The organism is Nocardia asteroides (assembly GCF_900637185.1).
Taxonomy (GTDB): Bacteria; Actinomycetota; Actinomycetes; order Mycobacteriales; family Mycobacteriaceae; genus Nocardia; species Nocardia asteroides.
Map to the genome: position 1 here is coordinate 4,703,726 of NZ_LR134352.1, position 21,663 is coordinate 4,725,388.

23 protein-coding genes are annotated in these 21,663 nt (G+C 70.0%); 7 read left to right on the forward strand and 16 right to left on the reverse strand.

All coding sequences use genetic code 11. The features are described from left to right. Positions 1-51: 51 nt before the first annotated feature. Genes EL493_RS21990 through EL493_RS22010 form a run of 5 tightly spaced genes read right to left on the reverse strand, consistent with a single transcriptional unit; the run spans position 52 to position 5,092 of the window. Positions 52-507 carry a MaoC family dehydratase gene (locus tag EL493_RS21990; RefSeq protein WP_019047494.1) on the reverse strand — a complete coding sequence of 152 codons (456 nt, stop codon included), beginning with the start codon at positions 505-507 and terminating at the stop codon, positions 52-54. Beyond that, positions 504-1,997, reverse strand: a complete 1,494-nt coding sequence (locus tag EL493_RS21995; protein ID WP_019047495.1) for a long-chain-fatty-acid--CoA ligase — start codon at positions 1,995-1,997, stop codon at positions 504-506. The genes EL493_RS21990 and EL493_RS21995 overlap by 4 nt, the downstream gene beginning before the upstream one ends. Beyond that, positions 1,994-3,151, reverse strand: coding sequence for an acyl-CoA dehydrogenase family protein (locus EL493_RS22000; protein ID WP_019047496.1), 1,158 nt, complete (start codon positions 3,149-3,151; stop codon positions 1,994-1,996). The genes EL493_RS21995 and EL493_RS22000 overlap by 4 nt, the downstream gene beginning before the upstream one ends. A gap of 20 nt (positions 3,152-3,171) precedes the next feature. Continuing rightward, positions 3,172-3,924 carry a 3-oxoacyl-ACP reductase FabG gene (gene fabG, locus EL493_RS22005; protein ID WP_019047497.1) on the reverse strand — a complete coding sequence of 251 codons (753 nt, stop codon included), beginning with the start codon at positions 3,922-3,924 and terminating at the stop codon, positions 3,172-3,174. Between the two features lie 16 nt (positions 3,925-3,940). Continuing rightward, positions 3,941-5,092 (reverse strand): acyl-CoA dehydrogenase family protein, encoded by a 1,152-nt coding sequence (locus EL493_RS22010; protein WP_019047498.1) that lies wholly within the window; start codon positions 5,090-5,092, stop codon positions 3,941-3,943. A 132-nt stretch (positions 5,093-5,224) separates the two neighbouring features. Here EL493_RS22010 and EL493_RS22015 point away from each other — a divergent pair, with 132 nt between their 5' ends. Continuing rightward, positions 5,225-5,863, forward strand: a complete 639-nt coding sequence (locus EL493_RS22015) for a TetR/AcrR family transcriptional regulator (protein ID WP_019047499.1) — start codon at positions 5,225-5,227, stop codon at positions 5,861-5,863. Positions 5,864-5,954: 91 nt separating this feature from the next. On the opposite strand, the gene pafA is transcribed toward EL493_RS22015, so the two are convergent. The 5 genes from pafA to dop all read right to left on the reverse strand — a co-directional run bounded on the left by pafA (position 5,955) and on the right by dop (position 10,942). Then, entirely contained in the window at positions 5,955-7,313 is a 1,359-nt protein-coding gene (gene pafA, locus EL493_RS22020) for a Pup--protein ligase (protein WP_030203767.1), read from the reverse strand. Positions 7,314-7,480: 167 nt separating this feature from the next. Then, positions 7,481-8,248 carry a proteasome subunit alpha gene (gene prcA / locus EL493_RS22025; RefSeq protein WP_019047501.1) on the reverse strand — a complete coding sequence of 256 codons (768 nt, stop codon included), beginning with the start codon at positions 8,246-8,248 and terminating at the stop codon, positions 7,481-7,483. Then, a complete protein-coding gene (gene prcB, locus EL493_RS22030) occupies positions 8,245-9,090 on the reverse strand; it encodes a proteasome subunit beta (RefSeq protein WP_022566778.1) in 846 nt (281 codons plus the stop codon). The genes prcA and prcB overlap by 4 nt, the downstream gene beginning before the upstream one ends. Then, positions 9,087-9,281, reverse strand: coding sequence for a ubiquitin-like protein Pup (locus tag EL493_RS22035; protein WP_019047503.1), 195 nt, complete (start codon positions 9,279-9,281; stop codon positions 9,087-9,089). The genes prcB and EL493_RS22035 overlap by 4 nt, the downstream gene beginning before the upstream one ends. A gap of 161 nt (positions 9,282-9,442) precedes the next feature. After that, positions 9,443-10,942, reverse strand: a complete 1,500-nt coding sequence (gene dop, locus EL493_RS22040) for a depupylase/deamidase Dop (protein WP_019047504.1) — start codon at positions 10,940-10,942, stop codon at positions 9,443-9,445. A gap of 379 nt (positions 10,943-11,321) precedes the next feature. Here dop and EL493_RS22045 point away from each other — a divergent pair, with 379 nt between their 5' ends. Beyond that, on the forward strand, positions 11,322-12,485 hold the full coding sequence (locus tag EL493_RS22045; RefSeq protein ID WP_030203765.1) for a DUF418 domain-containing protein: 1,164 nt from the start codon (positions 11,322-11,324) through the stop codon (positions 12,483-12,485). A 2-nt stretch (positions 12,486-12,487) separates the two neighbouring features. Here the strand turns inward: EL493_RS22045 and EL493_RS22050 are convergent, their stop codons facing one another. Further along, positions 12,488-13,216 carry a TetR/AcrR family transcriptional regulator gene (locus tag EL493_RS22050; protein ID WP_030203762.1) on the reverse strand — a complete coding sequence of 243 codons (729 nt, stop codon included), beginning with the start codon at positions 13,214-13,216 and terminating at the stop codon, positions 12,488-12,490. A 108-nt stretch (positions 13,217-13,324) separates the two neighbouring features. Here EL493_RS22050 and EL493_RS22055 point away from each other — a divergent pair, with 108 nt between their 5' ends. The 3 genes from EL493_RS22055 to EL493_RS22065 all read left to right on the forward strand — a co-directional run bounded on the left by EL493_RS22055 (position 13,325) and on the right by EL493_RS22065 (position 15,170). Next, positions 13,325-13,624 (forward strand): DUF6412 domain-containing protein, encoded by a 300-nt coding sequence (locus EL493_RS22055; protein ID WP_074965630.1) that lies wholly within the window; start codon positions 13,325-13,327, stop codon positions 13,622-13,624. 102 nt (positions 13,625-13,726) lie between these two features. Beyond that, a complete protein-coding gene (gene yidC, locus EL493_RS22060) occupies positions 13,727-14,596 on the forward strand; it encodes a membrane protein insertase YidC (protein WP_198041138.1) in 870 nt (289 codons plus the stop codon). Positions 14,597-14,615: 19 nt separating this feature from the next. Continuing rightward, positions 14,616-15,170 carry an NUDIX hydrolase gene (locus EL493_RS22065; protein ID WP_019047509.1) on the forward strand — a complete coding sequence of 185 codons (555 nt, stop codon included), beginning with the start codon at positions 14,616-14,618 and terminating at the stop codon, positions 15,168-15,170. Here the strand turns inward: EL493_RS22065 and EL493_RS22070 are convergent. The 3 genes from EL493_RS22070 to EL493_RS22080 form a co-directional block, all read right to left on the reverse strand. Beyond that, positions 15,164-15,472: a hypothetical protein gene (locus EL493_RS22070; RefSeq protein ID WP_019047510.1), complete on the reverse strand. Its 309-nt coding sequence runs from the start codon at positions 15,470-15,472 to the stop codon at positions 15,164-15,166. The two genes, EL493_RS22065 and EL493_RS22070, sit on opposite strands and share 7 nt — an antisense overlap. Before the next feature lie 167 nt (positions 15,473-15,639). Beyond that, a complete protein-coding gene (locus EL493_RS22075; protein ID WP_019047511.1) occupies positions 15,640-15,996 on the reverse strand; it encodes an arsenate reductase family protein in 357 nt (118 codons plus the stop codon). A gap of 35 nt (positions 15,997-16,031) precedes the next feature. Then, positions 16,032-17,072: a TIGR03842 family LLM class F420-dependent oxidoreductase gene (locus EL493_RS22080; RefSeq protein ID WP_019047512.1), complete on the reverse strand. Its 1,041-nt coding sequence runs from the start codon at positions 17,070-17,072 to the stop codon at positions 16,032-16,034. A gap of 208 nt (positions 17,073-17,280) precedes the next feature. Here EL493_RS22080 and EL493_RS33610 point away from each other — a divergent pair, with 208 nt between their 5' ends. After that, positions 17,281-17,970 carry a peptidylprolyl isomerase gene (locus EL493_RS33610; protein WP_019047513.1) on the forward strand — a complete coding sequence of 230 codons (690 nt, stop codon included), beginning with the start codon at positions 17,281-17,283 and terminating at the stop codon, positions 17,968-17,970. A 305-nt stretch (positions 17,971-18,275) separates the two neighbouring features. On the opposite strand, the gene arc is transcribed toward EL493_RS33610, so the two are convergent. Further along, the gene (arc, locus tag EL493_RS22090) at positions 18,276-20,036 is read right to left on the reverse strand and encodes a proteasome ATPase (RefSeq protein ID WP_019047514.1); all 1,761 of its coding nucleotides are present in this window, start codon (positions 20,034-20,036) and stop codon (positions 18,276-18,278) included. A gap of 191 nt (positions 20,037-20,227) precedes the next feature. On the opposite strand from arc, the gene EL493_RS22095 reads away from it, so the two are divergent. Continuing rightward, positions 20,228-20,752: a hypothetical protein gene (locus tag EL493_RS22095; RefSeq protein WP_019047515.1), complete on the forward strand. Its 525-nt coding sequence runs from the start codon at positions 20,228-20,230 to the stop codon at positions 20,750-20,752. Between the two features lie 66 nt (positions 20,753-20,818). On the opposite strand, the gene EL493_RS22100 is transcribed toward EL493_RS22095, so the two are convergent. Then, entirely contained in the window at positions 20,819-21,652 is an 834-nt protein-coding gene (locus EL493_RS22100; RefSeq protein WP_019047516.1) for a tRNA (adenine-N1)-methyltransferase, read from the reverse strand. Between the last annotated feature and the right edge of the window lie 11 nt (positions 21,653-21,663).

A 21,663-nucleotide genomic window follows, 5' to 3' on the forward strand; every position in this document is an offset into this window, starting at 1 on the left:
CTGCACCCGCTCCGCACGCCGGGGACCGCGGACAGCGGCCCCCGGTCGAGGTCAGGCCAGGTAGCGGGCGATGGCGTCGGCCACACAGGCGGGCCGGTCGGCGCCCTCGAGCTCGACGGTGACCCGGCGGTGCGCCTGCACACCGCCGGGGACCTCGGTGATCTCGGTGAGCGCGACCCGGCCGCGGATCCGGGCGCCCACCGGCACCGGCGTCAGGAACCGCACCCGGTCGAGGCCGTAGTTGATCGCCGCGCTCGCCGCGCTGACCGTCATCACCTGCTGGGTAATGGGCACGATCAGCGACAGGGTGAGGAAGCCGTGCGCGATCGTCGTGCCGTAGGGACCGGCGGCGGCGCGGACCGGGTCGACGTGGATCCACTGGTGGTCACCGGTGGCCGCAGCGAACCGGTCGATCCGGTCCTGGTCGATCGTGATCCACTCACTCGGCCCGAGTTCGCTGCCCGCCGCCGCCCGCAGGCTGTCGAAATCGGCGAAATCCGTTGTCATGCCACTCCTCCGAAACGTCGGCGCAGTTCCCGCTTGAGCACCTTGTGGGTGGGACCGAGGGGCAGTTCGGTGACGAATTCGACGCGGCGCGGGTACTTGTACCGGGCGACCTGCTCCTGGCCGAACTCGATCACCTCCCGCTCGGTGAGCTCGCCGTCGGCCACGACGACGGCCACGATCTCCTCACCGTAGTGCTCGTCGGGCACCCCGATCACCGCGACCTGCGCGATCCGCGGGTGCCGGACCAGCGCCGCCTCGACCTCGGTGGGGTACACGTTGAACCCGCCGCGCAGGATCATCTCCTTGATCCGGTCGACGATGCGGATCCGGCCGGTGTCGTCGCGGGTGCCGAGGTCGCCGGTGCGGAACCAGCCGTCGACCACCGCCGCCGCGGTCGCCTCGGGCCTGCCGGTGTAGCCGCTGAACACGTTGTGGCCACGCACCACCACCTCGCCGACCGCGCCGACGGGCAGCAGCGCGATCCGGTCGGTGACGGCGGGATCGGCGATCTCGACGTCGACGCCCCACACCGGATGCCCGACGGTGCCCGCCTCGGTGCCGTAGACCGGCTGGTTCACCGCGGCGGTCGGCGAGGTCTCCGACAGCCCATAGCCCTCGAGCACTGGCGCGCCGAAGACCCGCTCGAAGTCCTCGAGCACCGCCACCGGCAGGGCCGCGCCGCCGCTGATGCACAGCTTCAGCGCGGGCAGTTCGTCCGCCCGCGTCGCGGCGTCGAGCAACGCGAGATACATCGTCGGGACGCCGTGGAACAGATTCACCCGCTCGGCCGTCATCACCGCGAGCGCCGCGGCGGCGTCGAAGCGGGGCAGCAGCACCAGGGTGCCGCCGACCCGCCAGTGCGAGTTCATCGACACCGTCTGGCCGAACACGTGGAACAGCGGCAGCACGCCCAGGGCGATGTCGTCGCGGTGGATCTCGTTGGCGTCGAAGGTGTTCACCGTCGCGCACATCACCATGTTGAGATGACTCAGCTCGGCGCCCTTCGGGGTGCCGGTGGTGCCGCTGGTGTAGAAGACCACGGCGGTGTCGAGCGGGCCGCGCGAGACGAACGCCGGAATCGGTTCGCCGGCCAGGTCGGCGGGCGCCACGCTGTCGATGCCCACCGCCCGCGCCGCCTCGGCCCCGGTGGCCGCGACCTGCGGGTGACAGATCAGCAGCGTGGCGCCGCTGTCGCGCAGCACATAGGCCATCTCGGGGGCCGTCAGCAGCAGGTGGACCGGGACCACGGTCGCGCCCGCGGCCAGGATCGCGAAGTAGGCGCGGGGGAAGTCGGCGGTGTTGGGGCACAACAGCGCCACCCGATCGCCGGGACGTACGCCCCGCGCGATCAGGGCACCGGCCTGGGCGCGGGCTTGGCGCCACAGCTCGGCGAAGGTGATCCGGGTCTCGCCCTCGATCAGGGCCAGGTGGTCGGGCCTTCGGCGCGCGGGTTCGGCGAGGATACTCGCCAGCGACAGGGTGGCGTTCACAGGCCCATGTCCTTGGCGATGATCATCTTCATCACCTCGCTGGTCCCGCCGTAGATGCGGTTGACCCGGTTGTCGGCGTACAGGCGCGCCACCGGGTACTCGGTGATGTAGCCGTAACCGCCGTGCAGCTGCAGGCAGCGGTCGATCACCCGGGAGGCGACCTCGGTGCAGAACAGCTTGGCCGAGGCGGCGTCGGCGGGGGTGAGTTCGCCGCGGTCCAGCGCGTCCAGCGCCCGGTCGACCACGGCCTCGGCGGCGTCGACCTCGGCCCGGCAGGCGGCCAGCTCGAACTTGGTGTTCTGGAAATGCGCCACCGGCTGCCCGAACACGGTCCGGTCCCGGGTGTAGGCCAGGGCGAACCGGATCGCGGCCCTGGCCTGGGCGTAGGCGCCGACCGCGATGGACAGCCGCTCCTGCGGCAGGTTCTGCCCGAGGTAGCGGAAGCCCTGGTGCGGTTCACCGAGCAGGTCCGAGACCGGCACCCGCACGTCGCTGAACGACAGTTCGGCGGTGTCGGAGACCTTCAGGCCCAGCTTGTCGAGCTTGCGCCCGACCAGGTAACCGGGCGCGGTGGTGTCCACGACGAACAGCGAGATGCCGTGGCGGCGATCGGATTCCGCGGGCGGTGCGGTGCGGGCGCAGACGATCACCCGGTCGGCGTGCACGCCACCGGTGATGAAGGTCTTGGCGCCGTTGAGCACGTAGTGCGTGCCGTCCTCGGACAGCTGCGCGGTGGTGCGCATGCCGGCCAGGTCGGATCCGGTGCCGGGCTCGGTCATCGCGATGGCGAACATGATCTCGCCGGAGACGAACCCGGGCAGCCAGCGCTGCTTCTGCTCCGCGGTCGCGAGGTTCTTCAGGTACGGCAGGCACAGGCCCACGTGCACCCCCGAACCGCCGAACGACACTCCGGCCCTGGCGGTTTCCTCCATCAGGATCGCCTGGAACTTGAACGACTCGATCCCGGCGCCGCCGTACTCCTCGGGCACCTCGATGCCGAAGACCCCCAGATCGGCCAGGGCCCGGTAGAACTCGCGCGGGACGATGCCCGCCTCATACCACTGGTCGTAGACCGGCACGACCTGCGATTCGATGAACGCGCGGGCGGTCTTGCGGAACGCCTCGTGCTCCTCGGTGAAAACTGTGCGCTGCATGATGTGTGCGAACCTTCGATCTAGAGACGGCGGCCGCCGTCGACGTACACGGTCTGGCCGGTGACGAATCCGGCGTCGTCGGAGGCGAGGAACGCGACCACGCCTGCGATGTCGGCGGGCGTGCCGACCCGGCGCAGCGGGGTGATCTCGGCGGTCCTGGCCTGCAGGTCCGCCGCCTCCACACCCATTCGCGCCGCGGTGGCGGCGGTCATCTCGGTGGCGATGAACCCGGGCGCGACCGCGTTGACGCGGACGCCGAACGGCCCGAGTTCCATGGCCAGCGTGCGGGTCAGCCCCTGGATGCCCGCTTTGGCGGCGGCGTAGTTGGCCTGGCCGCGGTTGCCCAGCGCCGACACGCTCGAGGTGTTGACGATGGCGCCCCCGCCCCGCTCGACCATGTACTTCTGGGCGGCCCGGCTGCACAGGAACGCACCGCGCAGGTGCACCGCCATGACGGTGTCCCAGTCGTCCACCGTCATCTTGAACAGCAGGTTGTCGCGCAGCACGCCGGCATTGTTGACCAGTACGTCGAGCGAGCCGAGGTCGGCGACGGTGCGCGCGACCGCCGCGGCGACCGCGTCCTCGTCGGCGACATCGCAGCCGAGCCCGATCGCGGTGCCGCCCGCGGTGTTGATCGCGCCCGCGGCGAGCACGGCGGCGTCGGCGTCGCGGTCGACGACGGCCACGGCGTAGCCGTCGGCGGCCAGCCGGGCAGCGGTCGCGGCGCCGATGCCGCGGGCCGCCCCGGTGACGAAGGCAGTTCTGGTGGTCACGGTGGGTACTCCTGTGTCAGACAATGGCGTTCACGCCGGTGAGGGCGCGCCCGATGAGCAGTTTCTGGATCTGGGTGGTGCCCTCGTAGAGGGTCAGCACGCGGGCATCGCGCAGGTATTTGGCGACCGGGTACTCGTCGATGTAGCCGTAGCCGCCGAACACCTGGATCGCGTTGTTCGCCGCCTTCACGGCGGCTTCGGAGGCGAACAGCTTGGCCATCGAGGCCGCGGTGCCGAACGGTTCGCCCCGGTCGACGAGATCGGCGGCGCGCCAGGCCAGCAGCCGCGCGGCGTCGGTGTCGACGGCGATGTCGGCCAGCAACTCCTGCACCAGCTGGTAACCGGCGATCGGCTTGCCGAACTGTTCGCGCTCCCCGGCGTACCGCACCGCCGCCTCGAGGCAGGCGCGAGCCAGGCCCACACAGCCGGCCGCGACCCCGACCCGCCCCTTGTCCAGCGCGGCCATGGCGATCCGGAAACCCTGGCCTTCCTCGCCCAGCCGCAGTGCGTCGGGGACCCGGACCCGGTCGAGGACGATCTCGGCGGTGGCCTGGCCGCGCAGTCCGAGCTTGCCCTTGATCTCGGTGCGGCCGAAGCCGGGCGTGCCGGTGGGGACGAGGAACGCGGTGACGCCCTTGGGGCCGGGCTCGCCGGTCCGCGCGAACACCAGCGCCACCTCGGCCCAGGTGCCGTTGGTGATGAAGATCTTGCTGCCGTCGAGCACCCAGTCCGCCCCGTCCCGGGTGGCGCGGGTGGTCAGGCTCGCGGCGTCGGAGCCGGTGCCGGGTTCGGTGAGGGCGAAGCAACCGAGTTGCTCGCCCGCGCACAGCGGCGGCAGGAAGCGGCGTTTCTGCTCCTCGGTGCCGAAGCGCGCGATCGATTTGCCGACCAGGCCGAGCGAGACCGACACGATGCCGCGCACCGCGCTGTCACCCCGGCCCAGTTCCTCGAGCAGTACGCAGTAGGCCAGCATGTCGCCGCCGGAGCCGCCGTACTCCTCGTCGATGCCGATGCCGAGGAAACCCAGCGCGCCGAGCTTGCCCACGATCGCGGGGTCGACCGATTCGGCCCGGTCCCACTCCGCGGCGTGCGGGACGACTTCCTTGTCCACCCATGTGCGGGCGAGTTCGCGCAGGTCGCGGTGCGCTTGCGAGAGTGCGAGATCCATCGGACCACTCCTGAACCAAACGGTGTTAGGTTTACTCGGGCACCGTATCCTAACGCTGTTCGGTTAATCAAGAGCCGTTTCGGCGAACGGTGATAGCGTTCGACTCCGACCCCGAGCCGACAGGAGGACCGCATGGCCAGGCCGCGCGTACCGTTGCTGAGCCGCGAGCGCATTCGCGACGCCGCGCTGACCCTGATCGACCGCGACGGACTCGCCGAGGTCTCCATGCGCAAACTGGCCGCCGAACTCGGCGTCCAGGCGGCCTCGCTCTACGGCCACTACCCGAACAAGGACGACCTGTTCGACGACATCGCCACCGGCATCATGAGCCACGTCGACACCTCGGCCTTCGACACCGAGCCCTGGGACCGGGCCCTGGCCGCCTGGGCGCGCAGCTACCGCGCGGCCCTGGTCGCGCACCCGAATTTCGTGCCGTACCTGGCCGCGGGCCCCGGCCGCCGCGCCGAGAACCTGCGCGCGGCCGACGCCGTGCACGGCGGCCTGGTCGGCGCGGGCTGGCCGCCGCGCTACGCGACCATGATCGGCGCGGCCACCCGCTACCTGGTGATGGGCTCCACGGTCGGCTCGTTCGCCGGCGGATTCGCCGACGACGTGCAGGTCTACCGCGACCGCTACCCGCACCTCAACCAGGCGCACCTGCTGCGCGCGGTGGCCGACGAGATCGACGACGACAGCTTCGAGCTGGCGCTCACCTCGTTCGTCGCGGGCCTCACCGCGACCTACGCGACGGTCGTCACCACCACCGACTGACCCCGCACACGACAACGGGACCGATGGCGCCTACGCAGTCGCTCCCATGCGCCATCGGTCCCGCCGCAAGCCCCCCGTCCGGGGGTGTCGCCTACATCGAGGCGATCAGCCGATCGACCCGCTCGTCGACCGACCGGAACGGATCCTTGCACAACACCGTGCGCTGTGCTTGATCGTTCAACTTCAAATGCACCCAGTCCACCGTGAAGTCCCGGCCCGCTTCCTGCGCGGCGGTGATGAAGTCACCGCGCAGCTTGGCGCGCGTGGTCTGCGGCGGGGTGTCCACCGCGGCGTCGACGGCCTCGTCCTCGGTGATCCGCTTGGCCAGCCCCTTGCGCTGCAGCAGGTCGAAGACGCCGCGTCCGCGCTTGATGTCGTGGTAGGCCAGGTCGAGCTGGGCGATCTTCGGGTCGGACAGCTCCATGCTGTAGCGGTCCTGGTAGCGCTGGAACAGCTTGCGCTTGATCACCCAGTCGATCTCGGTGTCGACCTTGGCGAAGTCCTGCGCCTCGACCGCGTCGAGGGTGCGGCCCCACAGGTCCACCACCGCGTCGACCTGCGGATCACGGTCGCGGTTGCGCAGATGCTCGACCGCGCGGGCGTAGTACTCGCGCTGGATCTCGAGCGCGCTGGCCTGCCTGCCGCCCGCCAGCCGCACCGGGCGGCGGCCGGTCAGATCGTGGCTGACCTCGCGGATCGCCCGGATCGGGTTGTCGAGGGCGAAGTCGCGGAACGAGACGCCCGCCTCGATCATCTCCAGCACCAGCGACGCCGTGCCCACCTTGAGCATCGTCGTCGGTTCGGCCATGTTCGAGTCGCCCACGATGACGTGCAGGCGCCGGTACTTCTCGGCGTCGGCGTGCGGCTCGTCGCGGGTGTTGATGATCGGGCGCGAGCGGGTGGTCGCCGAGGAGACGCCCTCCCAGATGTGCTCGGCCCGCTGCGACAGGCAGAACGTGGCCGCCTTGGGCGTCTGCAGCACCTTGCCCGCACCGCAGATGAGCTGGCGGGTGACCAGGAACGGCAGCAACACGTCGGAGATCCGGGAGAACTCGCCCGCGCGGACCACGAGGAAGTTCTCGTGGCAGCCGTAGGAGTTGCCCGCGGAGTCGGTGTTGTTCTTGAACAGGTAGATGTCGCCGCCGATGCCTTCTTCGGCGAGCCGCTGTTCGGCGTCTATCAGCAGGTCTTCCAGCACCCGCTCGCCCGCCCGGTCGTGGGTGACCAGCTGCACCAGGCTGTCGCATTCTGCCGTGGCGTACTCGGGATGCGATCCGACGTCGAGGTACAACCTGGCACCGTTTCGAAGGAAGACATTAGAGCTACGGCCCCAGGACACCACCCGGCGGAACAGGTACCGGGCCACCTCGTCGGGGGACAGCCGACGGTGACCGTGGAAGGTGCATGTCACACCGAACTCGGTCTCGATCCCCATGATTCGTCGCTGCACACTATCGACACTACAGCCATGACCAGGGCCCGCGCGGCGCTCCGGACAACCCATTCGCAAACGTGTTCACAACGATTCGGACAGCGAAAGACCCCGCCGCGCACGACGGGATCGGGCCCGCGAACCGTGCCGGTCCGCGGGCCCGATCATGATCGTGACGGCGGGGTCTACTCCCCCGCGCCGTCCTCGGGTTCGGGCAGCTTCGCCTCGGTCACGGCCTTGGCCTTCGGCGTACCGAGGGCCTGCTCCAGGGCGGTACCCTGCAGCCGGCGGAACGCCCGCCGGGGCCGTGCCTGCTCCAGCGTGGCCACCTCGAGCGAGGCCACACCCAGCGTGCGCTTGTCCTTGTCGGCCTCGGGCTGACCGGCCTGCAGCGCCCCGACCGCCACCTTCAGCGCCTCGTCCAGGGACAGCCCCGGCTTGTAGGCGGCCTTGAGCGCGGTCAGGATGGGCTCGGTGGTGCCGCCCATGACGACGTACTCGCGCTCGTCGACGATGGAACCGTCGAAGGTGATCCGGTACAGCACCGAGGTGGACGACTGTTCCGGATACCCGACCTCGGCGACGCACAGCTCCACCTCGTAGGGCTTGAGCTGATCGGTGAAGATCGAGCCCAGGCTCTGCGCGTAGAGGTTGGCCAGACCACGACCGGTGACATCGCGCCGGTCGTACTGGTAGCCCTTCAGGTCGGCCTGCAGGATGCCACCGCGGCGCAAGGCCTCGAACTCGTTGTACTTGCCCACCGCGGCGAAACCGATGCGGTCGTAGAGTTCGCTGACCTTGTGCAACGTCGCCGAGGGGTTCTCGGCGACGAACAGCACGCCCTTGTCGTACACGAGCACCACCACGCTGCGACCGCGACCGATGCCCTTGCGGGCGAGCTCGGTCTTGTCGCGCATGATCTGCTCGGCCGAGGCGTAATACGGCAGCGTCATAGGACGGCGCCCCCTTCTTCCGCGGCTTCCCGGTCGGCGATCACGGCGGCGGCGATCTCGGCGAGCCGGTCCTCGCCCACCTCGGCGGCACCCTCGCCGTCGATCACCACCGCTGTCGGGTAGATCCCGCGCAGCATGTCCGGACCACCGGTGGCGGTGTCGTCGTCGGCGGCGTCGAACAGCGATTCCACCGCGACCCGCAGCGCCCGGTCCTGATCGATGCCGCGCTGGTAGAGCTTCTTCAGCGACGACTTGGCGAACATCGAGCCCGAGCCGACGGCGGTGTAGCCGAACCGCTCCTCGCTGCGCCCGCCGACCACGTCGTAAGACACGATGCGGCCGGACCGGTCGGGATCGGCGATCTGGTCGTCGAAACCGACCAGGATGGGCACGACAGCCAGCCCCTGCATGGCGGCGGGCAGATTGTCGCGGACCATCTTGGACAGCTTGTTGGCCTTGCCGTCGAAGGTCAGCGGCACGCCTTCGATCTTCTCGTAGTACTCCAGCTCCACCGCGAACAACCGGATCATCTCGATCGCGATGCCCGCGGTCCCCGCGATACCCGCCGCCGAGAAGGTGTCGGTGATGTAGACCTTCTCGGTGTCGCGGCTGGCCAGCAGGTTGCCCATGGTGGCCCTGCGGTCGCCCGCGATCAGCACGCCGCCGCGGTAGGTGACCGCGACGATGGTGGTCCCGTGCGGCGCCAAGTCGGCCGCCGCGGTCAGATCCGTACCCCCGAACCTGCTGCCGGGCAACAGGTCCGGGGCGTGCATGCGGAGGTGTTCGGTGAACGAGGAGAGAGCCTGCCCCGCGTGGAGGCGCAACGGATCACCTGAGGTCACTGGCCGCCCTTCTGCACGTAGGCCCGCACGAAGTCCTCGGCGTTCTCTTCGAGCACGTCATCGATCTCGTCGAGCAGGTCGTCGGTCTCCTCCGCGAGCTTCTCGCGGCGTTCCTGACCCGCCGCGTCCACACCCTCGGGACCCTCGTCCTCGTCGCCACCCCCGGCGCGCTTGGTCTGCTCTTGTGCCATGGCAGCCGACCTCCTCTTTCCTCATCATGATCCCGACCTTTCGGATGAGCACGGTCGAGATCATGAGCAATGTTCGTGCTCGTCCCTCAACCCTACCGAGCCGATCCGACAAGGTGGTCTATTAGCGATCGGATTGTCGCCCGGTCGTGCCGGAAAACGCCTCAGTGCGTGAGCTGGTCGACCAGCTCGGCGGCCGACTGCGCGGCGTCGAGCAGCTTCCCGACGTGCGCTTTCGTGCCGCGGCGCGGTTCCAGGGTGGGGATCCGCACCAGCGAATCGCCGCCCAGGTCGAAGATCACCGAATCCCAACTGGCGGCGGCGATATCGGCGCCGAAGCGGCGCAGGCACTCGCCGCGGAAGTACGCGCGGGTGTCGGTGGGCGGCTTGGTCATCGCGTCGAGCACCTGCTGCTCGCTGACCAGCCGCTTCATCGACCCGCGCGCCACCAGGCGGTTGTAGAGGCCCTTGTCCAGGCGCACGTCGGAGTACTGCAGGTCCATCAGGTGCAGCTTGGGCGCGGCCCAGCCCAGGCCCTCACGGCTGCGCATGCCCTCGAGCAGGCGCAGCTTGGCCGGCCAGTCGAGCAGGTTGGCGCACTCCATCGGGTCGCGCTCGAGCAGGTCCAGGACCATCGCCCAGTTGTCGACGATGTCGCGCACGCGCGGGTCGTCGTTGCCCTCGCGGTCGACGAACTTGGCGACCCGCTCGTGGTAGAGCCGTTGCAGGGCAAGGCCGGTCAGCTCGCGGCCGTCGGCCAGCGCCACGGTGGCGCGCAGCGACGGATCGTGGCTGATCTGGTGCACGGCGGTGACCGGGCGGGCCAGCTGGAACTCCGAGAGGTCCTCGCCCGCCTCGATCAGGTCCAGCACCAGCGCGGTGGTGCCCACCTTGAGGTAGGTCGACATCTCGGCCAGGTTGGCGTCGCCGATGATCACGTGCAGGCGCCGGTACTTGTCGGCGTCGGCGTGCGGCTCGTCACGGGTGTTGATGATGCCGCGCTTGAGCGTGGTCTCGAGGCCGACCTCGACCTCGATGTAGTCGGCACGCTGGGACAGCTGGAAGCCCGCGTGGTCGCCGGACTGGCCGATGCCCACCCGGCCGGAGCCACAGATCACCTGGCGGGAGACGAAGAACGGCGTCAGGCCCGCGATGATGTGGCTGAACGGGGTGTCGCGGTTCATCAGGTAGTTCTCGTGGGTGCCGTAGGAGGCGCCCTTGCCGTCGACGTTGTTCTTGTACAGCTGCAGGCGCGGGGCGCCGGGCACGCTGGAGGCGTGCCGGGCGGCGGCCTCCATGACCCGCTCGCCCGCCTTGTCCCAGATCACCGCGTCGAGCGGGTCGACGACCTCGGGGGCCGAGTACTCCGGGTGGGCGTGGTCGACGTAGAGCCGGGCGCCGTTGGTGAGGATCATGTTGGCCGCGCCGACCTCGTCGGCGTCGATCACGGGCGCGGGCCCGCTCATCCGGCTCAGATCGAAACCACGCGCGTCACGCAGCGGGGATTCCACCTCGTAGTCCCAGCGGGTCCGCTTGGCCCGGGGCACGCCCTCCGCGGCGGCGTAGGCGAGAACCGCCTGGGTGGAGGTGAGGATCGGGTTGGCCGTCGGCTCCGTGGGGGTCGAGATGCCGTACTCGACCTCGATTCCGATGATGCGCTGCATGCTGTCGAGCCTAGGCGACGCGCCCGACGCGCACCGGCATCTCGGTCCACGGGGCCACGGCCGCCGAGCTCAGCCGCGCGGTCGCAGACCCGCCAGCACCTGCGCGACCAGCCCGGGAGCCTGCTCCGGAGGTGGCGGCGTGTGGCCCACCGGCAGCCGGTACCAGAACACCCCGAACAGCTGGTCGGTGGCCAGATCACGAGGGCGTCGCCGAGTTCGTCGACCGCGGTGCTGGTCGGGCCGGCCCAGCGGGGCTGACCCGGCGGAGCGGGTCGGACCCGGGGTCACCCGAGGGGATGACCCCGGGATGGTCCTCGCGGGCGATCCCGCGCATCCGCACCCTCGCGATACTCGGACGATGAGCGAATCCGTTCGGGAAATCGGCACCGCCGCACCGCCTCGCCCCGGGCGGCTGCTCGCCCTGGATGTGTTGCGGGGCATCGCGATTCTGGGCACCCTCGGCACCAACGTGTGGATCTTCACCGACCCCGCCGGACTCGTCGGCTATGTCGACAGCCTCGGCGCGACGGCGGAGAACGGCTGGATGTGGTCGCAGCGGGTGCTGCAACAGCTGGCCCAGGGCAAGTTCCTCGGCCTGCTGACGGTGATGTTCGGCATCGGGCTGGCGATCCAGCAGTCCTCGGCCCGGCGCGCGGGGAGGCCGTGGCCCGGCCGGTATCCGTGGCGGGCGGGCCTGCTGTTCCTCGACGGCCTGCTGAACTTCCTGCTGGTGGCCGAATTCGACGTGCTGATGGGCTACGCGGTGACCGGCCTGGTGGTGGCCTATCTGCTGGCGACTTCCGAACGCGCGCAACGCCGGTGGTTGATCGTCGCGGCCTCGGTCCACGTGACGATGCTGACCCTGATCGCCGCCGCGCTGGCCTTCGCACCCGCGGGCGGGCAGCCCGAGTCCGAACCGCTGGACCCCAATCCCTATGCGGACGGCTCGTTCTGGGACCTGGTGGTGTTCCGGCTCGACCACGCGCTCACCTTCCGGGTGGAAGCGCTGTTCGTGTTCCCGATGTCGGTGGCGCTGTTCCTGCTGGGCGCGCGGCTGTACCGAGCCGGGGTGTTCGCGCCCGAGGGCACGCGCCTGCGCCGGCGGCTGATGCTGATCGGGTTCGGGGTGGCGGCGCCGGTCGACTTCCTGGCCGGTGTCTTCGTCGGCGGCGATCTGGTGTTGTTCACCCGCTACGGCACGGCGGCTTTCGTCGCCCTCGGCATTCTCGCCGCGGTCGCGGAGTTCTACGTCCGCAGGCCGCGGGTCGGGTTCGCCGGCGCGCGGTTGAGCGAAGTGGGCAAGACCGCGCTCAGCTGCTACATCCTGCAGAACCTGCTGGCCGGACTGCTGTGCTACGGCTGGGGTTTCGGCCTGGCCGCACAGGTTCCCGCCACCGCGCGGGTGCCTTTCACGGTCGGGATCTACCTGCTGGTCGTCCTGCTGATCACCGCGTTCGCCCACCTGTGGCTACGCCGGTTCACGAAGGGTCCGGTGGAGTGGTTGTGGCATCGCACCTACCGGCTGGTGGCGCCCGCGGGGTGAAGTCAGCGCAGGCGCGCCTCGGGCGGCGGGGCCGCCTCGGGCGCGACGAGCAGTTCGGCCACCAGCGAATCACGTTGCAGCGGAACACCGAGACTGCGCGCGTTGCCCTCGAACAGCGACAGCACCGACTCGGTCAGGATGCCCTGGACCTGCTCGGCCGACAGCACCGGTTCCGGATCGGCGCGCCAGCTGGCGACCACGCCGTCGACGAGACCGACCATGCCGAACGCCATCGGCCGGGCCCTGGCCGGGTCGATGCCGAACCGGGCCAGGGTGGCGGCGAACATGTCGGCCAGCTGGCCGCCGACCTCGCGGCCCGCGCCGGCCAGCGTCACCGCGCTGCCTTCGGGCGCCGCGTCGCTGAGGAATTTGTGCAGGTTGGGATGGAGTTCGATCCAGTCCAGATAGGTGCCGACGGCACCGCGGACCGCGTCCTTGAGGGTTCCGTCGGGCTGCAGCGCGGGCAGCAGCTGGGACAGCAGCATCTCCAGGATGCGCTGGCGGGCGAGGGCGTCGAGTTCGGCGCGACCGCCCACATGGCGGTACACCACCGGCCGGGGCAGGGCGAGGTGCTCGGCGATCAACTGCACCGAGATCTCGAGCCCGTGTTCCTCGATCACCTCGATGGCGGCGTCGATCATCTCCGCGCGGCGTTTGGCCTTGTGGCCGTGCCAGCGCGTGGCTCGCCCGTCGCCGACGGGCTGCTCGGCCTGGGCGGATGATGCAGTCACAGGGCCCAGGATACCCGTGCCGCTATTGCCCGTGACACGCTGTACCACCTATCATCCGCCTCGCCTCGCCGCCGTCGCGGGACGCCGCCGATCGGTATGCTCGGCGGCATGCAGGCCCGGGCATTGATTCTCGCGTACGCGGTCCTCGCGTGCGTGCTGCCCGCCTTCGTGCTCCTGACGACCCCGGGCGGTGACACCGCGCGCATGCTGGCCTTCGGCGCGGTCGCCGCCGCCATGGTCTGCGCACTCGTCGCGGTCACCGGACAGCGGCGCCTGCCCGGCCGCATCGCCACCGCGGGACCGCCCCGGTCGGCCCAGCGTCGTCTGCGCGGTTCCTTTCTGCCGCAGAGCAATCCGGACAGTGCCGGGCGCCCACGCCCCCGAGCACCGGGGATCGATCACCGCTGACCGATCGCGCACCCGCGCGACCGGTCGATCTCGTGATCCCACTCCCCCACCCGTGCGTTCGCGCACGCTCTCCGGACAGGTCGTCCCGTCATGCTCGATTTCGTGTACTTTCCAGTGTCCGCGCTGCTGTGGTGCTGGCACCGGCTTCTCGCCGTTCCCCTCGGTCCCGCCGACGGCCTGGCCTGGCTGCTGGCGGTGGCCGCGCTCGTCGTCACCGTCCGCGCCCTGCTGATCCGGCCAGCGCTGCGGCAGGCCAGATCCCAGGCGGTCCTGCGCTCGCTGCAACCGCGCGTCGAGGCGATCCGCCGTCGCCATTCCGGCGATCAACGCGCGCAGGCCGAACAGATCCGCGCGCTGCACCGCGAACACGGCGTGCGCCTGTTCGGCGGATTCGTCCCGCTCATCGCCCAGGGCCTGGTGTTCCTCGGGCTGTTCCACGTGCTGCGCTCGTTCGACCGAACCGGCGCCTACGCCACCGGCCCGTTCACCGCCACCAGCACTCCCCTGTCCGTGGAGGTCAACAGCGCGACCCCGAACTACCTGTTCGGCGTGCCCGACGTGCACGCCTTCCTCGACGCCCGGCTGTTCGGCGCTCCCCTTTCGGCGACGCTGACCGGCGCGGGCGACCTGGTCGGGCCGGTCGCGGCGCTGGCCGTGCCGCTGGTGCTGCTCACGGTGCTGGCCACCCATCTCACCGCCCGGCTGACCCCGCCCACCGAGGACGCGACGGCGACGCTGCTGCGCCGCATGTCGCTGTGGGTGTTCCCGGCGGGCGCACTGGTGAGCGGCGCGATCATGCCGGTCGTCGTGCTCGTCTACTTCGCGACGAACGCGGTGTGGACCTGCGTGCAGCAGTATCTGATCCGCCGGCGGATCGATGCCGACACCGCTGCCGCGGCAGCGGTGTCCGCGGCCCGCGCCCGGGCGGCGGCACCGCGTCCGGGGGTGAAGCCGCGCGGGCGGCGCCGCTGAGACCGGCTACCCTCGGGCGGTGCCCGCGAACCCGGAGTCGGAACTGCTCGCCGTCTACGACGCGGGCGGGACGGTGATCGGCACCGCCGACCGGGGCACCGTCTACCGCGAGGGACTCTGGCACGCCAGCGCGGGGGTGCTGGTGCGCTCGCGTGACGGCCACCGGATCTATGTCCATCGGCGCACCGACAGCAAACTCGTCTTCGCCGGCCTGCACGACATCCTGGCCGGCGGCGTGGTCGACGCGGGCGAGGACCCGGCCGATACCGCGACCCGCGAACTACACGAGGAACTGGGCATCGCGCTGCCCGCCGGCACCCGACCGGCCCTGCGCGCCACCGCGTCCTGGGACGGCAGCTGGGCGGGCAGGCCGCTGCGCTGCCATCTGTTCGGCTACGAGGTGCGCCACGACGGTCCGATCCGCCACCAGCCGTCCGAGATCGCGGACGGCTGGTGGTGGCGCGACGAGCAGTTGCGCGCGCACCTGGCCTATCCGGCCTGGCCGTTCGTCCCCGACACCAGGGTCATCCTGGACGCGCTGCTCGCCGGGGCCCCCGCGAGTCCGGATCAGTAGACGATCACCTGCCAGGTCTGCATGCTGAACGGCAGGTCACAGGCGGTTTCGGAGTGGTACCCGCCGAACGCGGGCTGCCCGTACCGCTCGTAGCTGCTGAACCAGTTCCACCAGGCCCAGCAGGTCACGCGCACCTGATGCCAGACCGGATCACCACACTGGGAGAAGGCTCCGGTGCCCGCGATGGGGTTCACCGAACAGTGGCCGGGCGGTGTGGCCTGGACCGGGCCCGCGAGCAACGTCGAGGCACCGATGAGCCCGGCGGCCGCAGCGCCGACAGCGATCTTGCGAAGCGATTTCATGACAACCTCCCACCGCGTGGAGTTCCCGCTGTCGAACCCGCCGGCGATCCACGTTCGGTTCGATATCCGCCGCGGGACACCATGTCCCGCTGATGTGATCTACATCACCGGGAGCGGCGCACCCGTTACGGCTTGTGCCCGAATAGTTATCGGTGGGCTAACACCGATCAGTCGAGGCCGCGCAGGGATTCCTCGTCGCGCGCCACCACGGCGCCGCCGTCGGCGGTGAGCACGATCGGGCGCTGGATGAGTTTCGGATGTTCGGCCAGCGCGGCCAGCCAGCGATCCACATCGGCCTCGGTACGACCCCAGCTCGCCATGTCCAGGTCCTTGGCGATCTGCTCGCCGGTGCGGGTGATGTCCCACGGCTGCGCGCCCAGCCGGGCCAGCACCGCGCGCAGTTCGTCGACGGTCGGCGGATCGTCGAGGTAGCGCCGCACCGTGTACTCGACACCGGTCGCGTCCAGGTGCGCGGTGGCGTTGCGGCTCTTCGTGCAGCGGGGGTTGTGCCAGATCTCGGTCATCCCCGCAGCGTAGCGGCAGGCGACGCGCCGGCCCGTCAGCCGCGGGCGTCGCGCATGGCCGTGACCGGCGCGCGCAGGCGGGGCAGCACCTGCTCGCCGTAGGCGTCCAGGGTCGCGGTCTTCGCGTCGTGCTGCAGGTAGACGGCGAACTGGTCGACACCGAGCCGCTCCAGTTCACGCAGCCGGGCCAATTGTGCGTCGGGCGGGCCGAGCAGGCAGAAACGGTCGATGATCGCGTCGGGTACGAACTGGACGTGGGTGTTGTCCGCACGCCCGTGTTCGTTGTAGTCGTAGGGTTGCCTGCCCGCGACGTAGTCGGTGAGCGCGGCCGGGATCTCCTCGCTCGCACCGTATCTCGCCACGATCTCGGCGACGTGGTTGCCCACCATCCCGCCGAACCAGCGGCACTGCTCCCTGGCGTGGTCGAGCCCGGCCGCGGTCCCGTCGGTGACGTAGGCGGGCGCGGCGACACAGATCCGCACCGACGCCGGATCCCGGCCCGCCGCCCGCGCCGCCGCGCGCACCCGCGCGATCGACCAGGCGGTGATGTCGGGGTCGGCCAGCTGCAGGATGAACCCGTCACCGATCTGCCCGGTGAGCGCGAGCGCCTTGGGCCCGTACCCGGCCACCCACACGTCCAGCCGCGAGTCCGCGCCCCACGGGAACCGCACCTCGCTGTCGCCGATCCGGACGCTGCGCCCGTTGGCCAGTTCCCGGATGACGGTCACCGCCTCGCGCAGCGCGGCCAGGCTCGCCGGCCTGCCGCCGAGGGTCCGGACCGCCGAGTCGCCGCGCCCGATCCCGCAGATCGTGCGATTGCCGAACATCGCGTTGAGGGTGGCGAAGGTGGAGGCGGTCACCGTCACGTCGCGGGTGGCCGGGTTGGTCACCATCGGCCCCACCACGACGGTGCGGGTGGCGGCGAGGATCGCGCTGTAGATGACGTAGGGCTCCTGCCACAGCAGGTGCGAGTCGAACGTCCACACGTGCGAGAACCCGTGCGTCTCGGCCACTCTCGCCAATTCGACCACCCGGGACGCGGGCGGATTGCACTGCAGCACCACGCCGATGTCCATGGGCGCCTCGATTCCTTGTCACCGGTCCGGGTGAGCCGGGCCGGCACCGCTGTCGACGAATCCCGTGTCTCATCCTAGGACGCCCCGGACCGGTCCTCGACGATCGCCGCCCGCGAGTTCCGGCGTCCACCGCCCACACGACGAGCCCGGCTGGCAGGATGCGCGGTACATCGTCCGGCAGCACCCAGTCCGAGGAGACACCATCCAGGTGAGCAGTCATTCGCAGGACCGATCCGTCATCGCCATCCTCCGTCGCGTCTCCGTCGGCCTGGGCGCCGTCGCCGCGCTGGCGGCGATCGCCCCGGCCGCCCAGGCCGTGCCCGCGCACCAGGCGGTCGTCCCCGGGTGCGCGCCCGCGGCCGCGGGCGCGCCGAACGGCAAGCAGTGGAACGCCGAGCCCGCCCTCACCATCGACCCGGCCGCGAGCTACACCGCGACCCTGCAGACCACCTGCGGCACCGTCGCGATCCAGCTCGACGCCGCCGCGGCGCCGCGCACGGTGAACTCGTTCGCCTTCCTGGCCGGCGAGGGCTACTTCGACCACACCCGCTGTCACCGGCTCACCACCCAGGGCATCTACGTGCTGCAGTGCGGCGATCCCACCGCCACCGGTATGGGCGGCCCCGGCTACAAGTTCGCCGACGAGAACCTCGCGGGCGCGGTCTACCCGGCAGGCACCGTGGCCATGGCCAACGCGGGCCCGGGCACGAACGGCAGCCAGTTCTTCCTGGTCTACCGCGACACCCAGCTGCCGCCGAACTACACCCCCTTCGGCACCGTCACCGCGGGCATGGACGCGCTGACCACCGTGGCGAACGCCGGTGTGGCCGGCGGCGGCGCCGACGGGACCCCGGTGGCCGATGTGGTGTTCGACGCGGTGACCGTCGCCCAGGGCTGAGAAACGACCGAGGGCCGCGTCCCCGGGAGTGGGAGACGCGGCCCTCGTGCGGACGGCTGGGATCAGCCGGCGCTGATCGAGCTGAACAGGTTCTGGATGGTCTGCAGGATGATCTCGGTCAGCAGATCAGCGGCGGAACCGGCCATGACAACACTCCTCGTTTAGGGTCCTCATCAGGTCTGACGAACATGTGAAGCGTGCCCTATCCACTCTGTGTCGCGTGGCGTTTTCGGGAAAAAAGCTCACCGGGCCCCGGTACGTGAGAAGGCCGCGCCCCCAGGGAGCGCGGCCTTCTGCGTACGCGCCTACAGGTACTGACCCGTATTCGACTCCGTGTCGATCGCGCGGCTGGCCGACGCGTTCTTGCCCGTGACCAGCGTGCGGATGTAGACGATCCGCTCGCCCTTCTTGCCCGAGATGCGGGCCCAGTCGTCCGGGTTGGTGGTGTTGGGCAGATCCTCGTTCTCGGCGAACTCGTCGACGATCGAATCGAAGAGGTGCTGTATCCGCAGACCCGGGTTACCGGTGTCGAGCACCGACTTGATCGCGTACTTCTTGGCCCGGTCCACGATGTTCTGGATCATCGCGCCGGAGTTGAAGTCCTTGAAGTACAGGACCTCCTTGTCACCGTTGGCGTAGGTGACCTCCAGGAACCGGTTGTCGTCGCTCTCGGCGTACATCCGCTCGACGACCTTCTCGATCATCGCGTCCACACAGGCGGCCTTGTCGCCGTCGAACTCGCGCAGGTCGCTCTCGTGCAGCGGCAGCGTCTCGGTGAGGTACTTGGAGAAGATGTCCTGCGCCGATTCCGCGTCCGGCCGCTCGATCTTGATCTTCACGTCCAGGCGGCCCGGCCGCAGGATCGCGGGGTCGATCATGTCCTCGCGGTTGGAGGCGCCGATCACGATGACGTTCTCGAGGCCCTCGACGCCGTCGATCTCCGAAAGCAGCTGCGGCACAACGGTGGTCTCCACGTCGGAGGAGACACCCGAACCGCGGGTGCGGAAGATCGAGTCCATCTCGTCGAAGAACACGATCACCGGGGTGCCCTCGGAGGCCTTCTCGCGCGCCCGCTGGAAGATGATCCGGATGTGGCGCTCGGTCTCACCGACGAACTTGTTGAGCAGCTCGGGGCCCTTGATGTTGAGGAAGAAGGACTTGGCCTCCTTGGCGTCCTCACCGCGGGCCTCGGCGATCTTCTTGGCCAGCGAGTTGGCGACGGCCTTGGCGATCAGCGTCTTACCGCAACCGGGCGGACCGTAGAGCAGCACGCCCTTGGGCGGGCGCAGCGCGTACTCGCGGAACAGATCCTTGTGCAGGAACGGCAGTTCCACCGCGTCGCGGATCTGCTCGATCTGGCGGCCGAGCCCACCGATGTCGGTGTAGTCGACGTCGGGAACCTCTTCCAGCACAAGGTCTTCGACCTCGGCCTTGGGGACCCGCTCGAAAGCGAAGCCGGCCTTGGTGTCGACCAGCAGCGAATCACCGGGGCGCAGTTTGCGAATCGGGGAATCAGGGTCGTCGACGTCGTCGTACTCGGCAATCTTGGACAGCGGGCCGGACAGCCAGACCACGCGCTCCTCGTCGGCGTGGCCGACCACCAGGGCGCGGCGGCCGTCGTCGAGAATCTCGCGCAGCGTGCCGATTTCGCCGATGGCGTCGAAGTTCCCGGCCTCCACGACCGTGAGGGCCTCGTTGAGCCGCACGGTCTGGCCGTACTCGAGCGTCGCGACGTCGATGTTGGGCGAGCAGGTGAGGCGCATCTTGCGACCGGAGGTGAAGACGTCGACCGTCTGATCCTCGTAGGTGTGGATGACGATGCCGTAGCCGCTGGGCGGCTGACCCAGGCGATCGACTTCCTCACGCAGGGCGATCAGCTGCTGGCGCGCTTCCTTGAGCGTGTCCATCAACTTGCCGTTGCGGATGGTCAGCGAATCGATCCGTGCTTCCAATTCGCGTGCGCGATCCGGCGAGTCGGCGAGTTGCCTGCGGAGAGCAGCCGCCTCGGCGCGTACCGCCTCGAGCTCTCGCCAGGCCGCCGAATCCGAATTCTCGTTGGGGCTCATGATGCTGCTCCTCCCAGTCCCGGTCTTTCAACGCTACCGGGCGCCGTCAGTTCTCGCTTTCCGACATGGTTTCGTCGTGATCACATCTTGTACGGTGATCGGCCGATCCGGGCCATGTTAGGCTCCCCTAACACCCCACTGCGGGGCACTCGGCGAGTGCTCTCGCCCATCGAGCCGAAAGGTTGCTGAGCATGCTCCTTCCTCCCCGCACGATCCGTGTCACCGTCGCTACCGCCGCTGCGGCGCTCGCCGTCACCGTCGGACTGACCGGTTGCGGCGGCTCCGACGATTCCTCGACGAAGGCCACCAGCAGCAGTACCAGTATCGCGGCCGCTCCGTCCAGCATTTCGGCAACTCCGTCCGGTGACAACGCCGCCGCACCCACCGCCGATTCCCTGAAGGCGACGTTGCTCGAGTTCTCCGACCCCGCGCTGTCCACCGACGAGAAGGCGAAGCTGATCGTCAACGGCGAGGCGCGCAAGTCCAACATCGACCAGATGAACGGCATGCTGGCCGGCTACACCCTGAGCTTCGCCGTCGCCAACGTCGTGACAACCGGCAACACCGCCACCGCCGACGTCACCATCACCTCCCCGCACGGCACCGCCCCCGCCTTCCCGGTCACCTGGGAGCAGGTCGACGGCACCTGGAAGATCTCCGACGCCAGCGGCTGCCTCCTCCTCGGCTTCGCCCAGGCCCCCTGCACCCCCGCCTGACCCGCGCAGCGCGCCCGACAGGGCCCGTGCGGCCCCCCGGGTAGCCGGAGGAGCCGGACAGCCCGCTCAGCCCTTGGAGGGGCGACGTTGAGGCTTGGGGGTGACGGTGCCCTCGGCGAGGCGGCGGGCGCTCACCAGGAAGGCGGTGTGGCCCTGCATGCGGTGTTCGGGGCGCACCGCCAGGCCGACGACGTGCCAGCCGCGGACCATGGACTCCCAGGAGCGGGGCTCGGTCCAGCATTCCTGCTCACGCAGGGCCTCGACCACCTTCGACAGCTGGGTGACCGTCGCCACGTAGACGATGAGGACGCCGCCGGGGACCAGCGCCTTGGAAACGGCGGGCAACGCGTCCCAGGGCGCGAGCATGTCCAGGACCACGCGGTCGACCTGCTCACCCTCGTAGCCCGCGACGTCGGCGACGGTCAGCGACCAGTTTGCCGGACGTTCGCCGAAGAAGGTTTCGACGTTGCGCACCGCGTGCTCGGCGTGGTCGTCGCGGATCTCGTAGGAGATCACCTCGCCCTCGGGCCCGACGGCCCGCAACAGCGAGCAGGTGAGCGCGCCGGAGCCCGCGCCGGCCTCGAGCACCCGCGCGCCGGGGAAGACATCGCCCTCGTGGACGATCTGCGCCGCGTCCTTGGGGTAGATCACGGCCGCGCCGCGCGGCATCGACAGCACGTAGTCGACGAGCAGCGGGCGCAGCGCCAGGTAGGGGGTGCCGTTGGTGGACTTCACGACGGTGCCCTCGTCGGTGCCGATGAGGTCGTCGTGTTTGATGCCGCCGCGGTGGGTGTGGAATTCCTTCCCTTCCTCCAGCACCACCGTGTAGAGGCGCCCCTTGGCATCGGTCAGCTGCACCCGGTCCCCGATGGTGAATGGACCGGTCCGTCTGGCCGTCATGGATCTCCGTT